Annotated in this window: 3 protein-coding genes; 2 read left to right on the top strand and 1 reads right to left on the bottom strand. The window is 35.3% G+C overall.

The window, feature by feature from the left end:
* Positions 1-28 precede the first annotated feature (28 nt).
* Positions 29-934: a class A beta-lactamase, subclass A2 gene (bla, locus tag J7604_RS24165; RefSeq protein ID WP_293902196.1), complete on the top strand. Its 906-nt coding sequence runs from the start codon at positions 29-31 to the stop codon at positions 932-934.
* A gap of 450 nt (positions 935-1,384) precedes the next feature.
* Positions 1,385-2,053, top strand: a complete 669-nt coding sequence (locus J7604_RS24160) for a response regulator transcription factor (protein ID WP_293902193.1) — start codon at positions 1,385-1,387, stop codon at positions 2,051-2,053.
* A 401-nt stretch (positions 2,054-2,454) separates the two neighbouring features.
* Here the strand turns inward: J7604_RS24160 and J7604_RS24155 are convergent, their stop codons facing one another.
* Positions 2,455-6,609, bottom strand: coding sequence for an ELWxxDGT repeat protein (locus J7604_RS24155; protein ID WP_293902190.1), 4,155 nt, complete (start codon positions 6,607-6,609; stop codon positions 2,455-2,457).
* Positions 6,610-7,105: the final 496 nt, after the last annotated feature.

The raw sequence follows: 7,105 nt of genomic DNA, 5'->3' as shown, positions 1-7,105 counted from the left end.
CTAGTGAAATAGTAAACAGACTTTATAAATGATTAACAAAAATTTTACATTAATAGCAGCGCTGCTAATGATTACAACATGGACAAAAGGCCAATCGATTGAGCCACTAAGGTCAGATATTAAAGCTATATTGTCAACGAAAAAGGCAAAGGTAGGAGTCTCAATTATGGGAGATAATGGAAAAGATACCTTATCCATAAATGGAGACCAACGTTTTCCAATGCAAAGTGTCTTTAAATTTCATATTGCATTGACAGTATTATCACAAATTCAACAAGGTAAATTCTCTTTAGACCAATTAGTAAAAATTAGTGAGGAGCAGATGTTACCTGATCTATATAGTCCTCTTCGTGAAAAGTATCCCAAAGGAGCATCCTTGAAAATTTCAGAAATATTAACATACACAGTATCGCAAAGTGACAATGTTGGATGTGATGTTCTTCTGAAACTTATCGGAGGACCTCAAGTGGTTGAAAATTTTATTCAGGAAAAAGGATTTAAGGACTTTTCAGTAAAAATCAACGAAGAAGTGATGCAGCGAAATTGGGATATGCAATTTAAGAACTGGACTACACCAAAAACATCTAATCAAATACTTGCATTTTTTTATAACAATGACAAAAAAACTCTATCTGCTGCTCATTATGACTTTATATGGACAATCATGAAACAAACAGAAACAGGAAAGAACAGATTAAAAGGAGAACTTCCCCGAGGGACAGTAGTTGCTCACAAAACAGGCTGGTCTGGCACAAACAAAGAAGGGATTACAGCAGCAGTTAATGACATTGGTATAGTCTTTCTTCCTAACGGACGTCATTATTTTATAAGCGTTTTTGTGACAGATTCAAAAGAGGACTCAGCAACTAGTGAAAAAATTATTGCAGATATCTCTAAAATTGCCTGGGACTACTTTGATAAAAAAATGAAGTAGGATAACAACAGCCTCTAGGTCTTTCCTTAAAACTTAAAGTTTGTTCCCCCTCTATTGGTACTTGCGGACAATATATTCTTTAAAAATTAGCGAATAATGCCTATCAAATCTTAAAGAATCAACCTGCTCACAAACCACAATCTTTTTCTTAAAACTTAATACTTATAACTTAACCGCAAGTAAATCAAAAAACTAAGACAAGCTATTTGCGTAATTAATACTGAGTTTAATAAATCATTATTGGTAGAGGAAATAATGACATCTGTGAATCAACTACTTGAATAATTTCAATTGATCTTCAATAACGATCTTACAGGAATTTGCAAAATAATATTTCATTTCAATCAAATGCTACAATAAAAATATTTTGATAATCAAGCATTTCACAAATATCAATAATGAGCTATAAATTTTCTTTCAAAAGGTAAATTGATAAAATATTTTCAAAACGTGGAATCTCAAACACTTGAAGAAAAAATAAGAAACATTGATATAATTGCCCAAGACATACCTGCCGTAATAATTATTCATCAACTTGAAAATTTAGTTTTAAAGTACATGTCTCCTTGGGGATTATCCATACTAAAGACTACAAAAGAAGATTTATTTGACCTTCCAGGCAGTGAATATTATGATCGCTATTTTGCAAAAGACTATAATGATGATTATTCTTCAAAAATAGTTGCCCTGATGGAAAAAGGTGACGAGAAAGAAATCGCTACCTACTTCCAACAGGTTCGTTCTTCCCCTCAAGAGGACTACAAATTGTATTTAAGTACGACTAAAATTTTTATGAAAGATGTCAAAGGGAGAACTACTCACTTAATCACCTCCGCTGTTCCGGTGAATCCTGAACATCATATTACTTTAAAAGTAAATCGTTTAATAGAAGAGAATATATTTCTTAAAAAGAATTCTAATGTTTTTTCCTCTCTCACAAAAAGGGAAAAAGAAATTCTAAAAGGCATGGCTTTAGGGCATAATTCAGATCAAATTGCGGCTTCTTTACACATTTCTGAAACCACCGTTAATACTCATAGGAGAAACATCAGAACAAAGTTAAATGTAACTAACAATTATGAGCTGGTACAGTTTGCACAAGCTTATAATCTGATATAATCTACTGTCATAAATCCTCTTACAATAAAAGTCCGACACCAAATCAATATTATTAAAATAAAAGAGACTCTCCGTTCTCGTACAGCCTCTTTTCTTTAACAATGTGAAACATGATTACTTCACAACAACCTTTTTTACTTCTTTCAAATTTTCTGTTTCATTTACTATTGAAAAGGTACCTGAAGGGAAGTTGCTTACATTAATTTCTGTATCTGAATTTATCGAAGACTTCAGATTTTTATAAACAGAAGTTACGTTTTATTCACCACTTTAATAAAATATAACGAAGAACATAGCAGTTGTCAAACGAATTAATAATCTCTCAATCCATAGGATTTGGATAAATATAAACTTTCCCTTGTTTCGTCTTTCAATAGTATTGTTATTTAAGTTCTGAATTATTACTCTTTAATAATTTTAAAAGTACTACCACCTATATTTACAAAATAGATACCTGACGGAAGTTGCTCTGTTGAGATCGAGTCAATCGAACCATTAATAACTTTTCTGATTATAACTTTCCTTGTTATATCCATAACCATAACCTCATCATTGTTAAACTTAGTGTTGTTTTTAGATGAAATCAGTAACTGATCTTTAACAGGATTAGGATAAATATTAAAAAGTGAATTACTACTTGTTTGATCAGTGATACCTACTGTTGATGTTCCGAGTTTCCATAACTCAAGTCCATGCACTCCATCATCAGCTCTAAAATATAATTCGTTATTATGGATGCAAAAATCAACTGGATTAGCATGAGAACCCAACGTAATACCAGCAGGGAAAATATCTTGAACCATTGTGGTACCCGAAGTTGTACCATCACTTTTCCATAATTCAAAACCATGAGCCCCATCATTGCCAGCAAAAAATAATACTGAGTTCATCACAAGGAATTCTCTTCCTGAAATAGCTATGGGTTTAACTATTACTGTACCTTCTTCAGTACCATTGCTTTTCCATAATGTATAGGTCCCATTATTAGTGGCTCCATCTGTAGCGCCAAAATATAAGTTCCCATTAAATTCCACGAAATTAGCACCGTCCCCAAGTCCATCAGATGCACCTGCACGAATATCTTTTACCATTTTTGTTCCTAAATCTGTACCATCTGTCTTCCATAATTCACCACCATGAACACCATCATATGCAATAAAAAATAATAAGCCATTGGCTACTTTGTAGCTACCTGAATAAGAATCTGATGAACCTGGTCGAATATCTTTTACCAATACAGTGCCACCAGGAGTACCATCGCTTTTCCATAATTCCTCTCCATGAACATCGTCTTCTGCAGTGAAATAAATTTCACCTTTATACTCAATTATATTATCTGGATAAGACCCATAATTCGTATTGATCTCTTTCACCAATACTGTTCCTGCATTTGTTCCATCACTTTTCCATAATTCATTACCATGAGGAATAGCATCTTGTGCACTAAAAAACAATTGGTTGTTAAATGCCAAGATTCCATAAGAATTTGAATTAAAGGAAGAATAATTCGATTCAGCACGAATGTCCTTTACCATAACTGTCCCGCTTGAAGTTCCGTCTGTCTTCCATAACTCATTTCCATTTATTCCATCATCTGCTGCAAAATACAATTTGTCATTCATTACGGTCAGATGATCTGGACGAGAACCTATAGCATTTGCCTGAATGTCTTTAACCATTACAGTACCATCGGCTGTCCCATCACTTTTCCATAATTCAATTCCATGAATTCCATCATCTGCTATGAAATATACATTTCCCATCATGCATACCAATGAGGTGTTACTTTGAATCGCACCTTTGTTTGGATTAATATCTTTAATCATTACTGTACCACTGGCAGTCCCATCGCTTTTCCATAACTCTGTTTCACCACTAACAAGTGATCGATCCTGTGCGAAAAAAAACAAGGTACCACCACAAGAGGTAAGGTTTATAGGAGATCCTGCAACATCACCTGGTATTATATCTTTTACCAACTCCGCTGAACCTAAAGTTACCACTGGAACTGAAACTTTAAAATCAGAACCACTTAATGCAGAACCAGCCGAAGTAGTAACACTGATCTTTCCTGTCATTGCTCCTTCAGGAACAATAGCCCTTATAGAGGAAGCAGAAACCACAGTAAAAGAAGCTGAAATATTATTAAACTTTACAGATGTTACTCCTGTGAAGTTGCTTCCTGAAATTGTTACAGTAGTACCAACATTGGCAGTACCAGGAGTAAAAGAAGAAATAACCGGAGCCAGTATTAACAAAGTAAAATCAGATGCGCTAACTGCAGTACCTCCTGCAGTTGTAATAGTCACTTTGCCTGTTGTTGCTCCTGCAGGAACTACTGCTGTAATAGAAGTCGAAGAGACTACCGAAAAGCTAATAGCTGAAACATTATTAAACTTTACAGATGAAGCTCCTGTAAAATTTGTTCCTGTAATCGTTACTGTACTACCTACCGCCCCACTTGTTGGATTAAATGAAGAAATAGTTGGGGCTGCAGAAACTACTATGGTTAAATTAGCAGAACTTACAGCTGTTCCTTCCGCTGTTACTACGCCAATCTTCCCTGTTGTCGCACCTGTAGGAACTACAGCTGTAATTGAAGAAGAGGAATTGACTGTAAAATCAGTTACATTAATATCCTTAAATACTAAATAATAGGTTGGTAAGAAATTAGTACCATTAATTGTGATCGTGCTCCCAACAGAAGCGGTTGTTGGAGTAAGGGACGTGATAGTTGGAGCCGATTTTGGAGTAATAGTAAAATCAGTAGCGCTTTGTACCTCGTGAATAGCTCCTGGAGATGATTCACTTAATAATTTTATTTTCCCTGAAGTACTTCCTTCTGGCACCCTTATAGAAAGACTGGTTGCAGAGTTAATTACAAAATCCTGTATAAAAATTCCACCAAATTCTATAGCTCCCATAGATAAAAAATTGCTGCCAGTAATAGTTACTTTTGTTCCTACTGGCCCACTTGACGGGCTAAATGAGTTAAAGGTTGGGGCACTTTCGAAGATCTTTGTAAATACCTCTGCACTTTCTGTACCTCCACCTAAAGTTGTTAATGAAATTCTTCCTGATGCTTCGCCGAATGGAACTTTAGCAGTAATGGATGTTGGTGAATTCACCACAAAATCGAATACCATATCGCTACCAAAGTAAATACTTGAAACAGAAGCTAGGTTTGTTCCGGTAATCGTGATTGGTTGATTATAATAACCTGAACTTGGAGTGAAGGAAGTAATGGTAGGAACTGCTGGAGCAGTCACCGTTAAAATAGCAGTACTTATTGCCGTGCCTCCAAATGCAGAAACTTCTATTGCTCCTGTCCCCCCTGCTATTACCTTTACTACAATACTCGTAGGCGAAAAATCGATTATTTCACAATCGATCCCATTATAAGATACCCTATATAATCCGGTAAAGTTTATTCCGGAGATGGTAATCGTAGAACCCGATTGTACAGTAGTTGAAGAAATAGAAGATATCGTAGGCGCAGGAGGTAATACTACATTGAAACTAGTTGCACTTTGTGCAATACCACCAGAATTCACTACAGATAACAATCCGCTTCCCGCACCGACAGGAACCTTAAATATTACTGAGGAAGAGGAATTCCATGTATAATCATTAACAGGAGTTCCATTCAGTAAAACCATGCTTTCTGCTATGATATTTGAACCTGTAATAGTACAGAGCGTTCCTGGGGTTCCTGAAGATGGAGAAAATGAAATGATAGTTGGAGCACCCGCGGATTGTGGTGTAAATATGCTGGTACCATAAACAACCTCAGAAGCGTTTCCAACACCAATTTGACAAGTTTGTGCGCCATCAGGAACAACCACTGTAATAGATGTAGAGGAGTTAATGACAAAGTTATTGGTAGGTATCTGATCGAAAAATACTACTAATGTACTCAACAAATTTGTTCCAGTAATTGTAACAGAAGAACCTATTTTCCCTGTTAAAGGCGCAATAGCAGAAATGCTCGGCTTCGGATCATCCTGTACAGTTAATAGATTCTGACTTATTGCAAAATTAGAAGCTGACTTTAACATGAGCGCTCCTGAGGTTGATATTGCATCATTGGGAATTTTAAAACTTATGCTGCTATTGGAGTTAATTACAAATCCTTTTTCCCATTCCATTCCTCCAATACCTATTGTATGAACATATGATAAGTTCGTTCCAGTTATGGTAACAGTGTTGCCTCTCATTACTGTGCTTGGACTAAAACCTGTAATCGTAGGGTCGGGAGGAATATTCACATAAAATGACTTTTCACCTATTCCATTCGGACTAATAACTTTAACTTTATCAGGACCTGAATACTTTATTGGAACTTTAAATGAAATAGTATTCAAATTGACAACTGTGAATTGGCTTTCCTGGCCAAACACGGAGACTGAGGTCGTTCCTAAAAAATTTGATCCGGTGATTGTCACTGTGCTACCAGGAAGAGCACTACTTGGATAAATTCCGGATATTGTTGGCTCTTGTGCAAGAGCAGTATAAATCAACAGGAATAAAAATAAAAGGGTACAGATGTATTTCATAGATAAGCTTTAATTCTTTATTATTCGTAATATTCTCAATTCGAAATTTACATCTGAAGGCTTGTCCAAAAAATACTCACTGGTAGGTATTTTTACTTATTTAAATTGGATACGATTATTAACACAGAAGAGCATTTGAAAGACAACTATCTGATAATGTGAAGAGAGTTACGTTCCTTTTGATAAGCGGTTCCTTGTGCTCCCTTAACTCTTTTCTTCTCACTGGCCGGAGTCACAGCAGATACAGGCGTTCCATAGGTATTAAGGGAAAAAATTCTTTAAGTTAAACTTGAAATAGATTAATCCTTTATATCATACTTCAAAGAATTAAAGAGCTTTTAAACGCCAGTCTTTTAATAAAAACATAATGGTTAAGCTCTCTTCTACCCTCAACTGACAAGAAGTTAATTAGTCAATAGATTACAAGGCAAAAACTATTAACAATCCATTGGTAAAAATTGATGACTCAAATTGCAGTCATATCCAATTCTCGAGA

The sequence above is a fragment of the Sporocytophaga sp. genome, from assembly GCF_017745095.1.
GTDB lineage: Bacteria > Bacteroidota > Bacteroidia > Cytophagales > Cytophagaceae > Sporocytophaga.
This window is presented reverse-complemented; position numbering and strand designations above follow the sequence as displayed.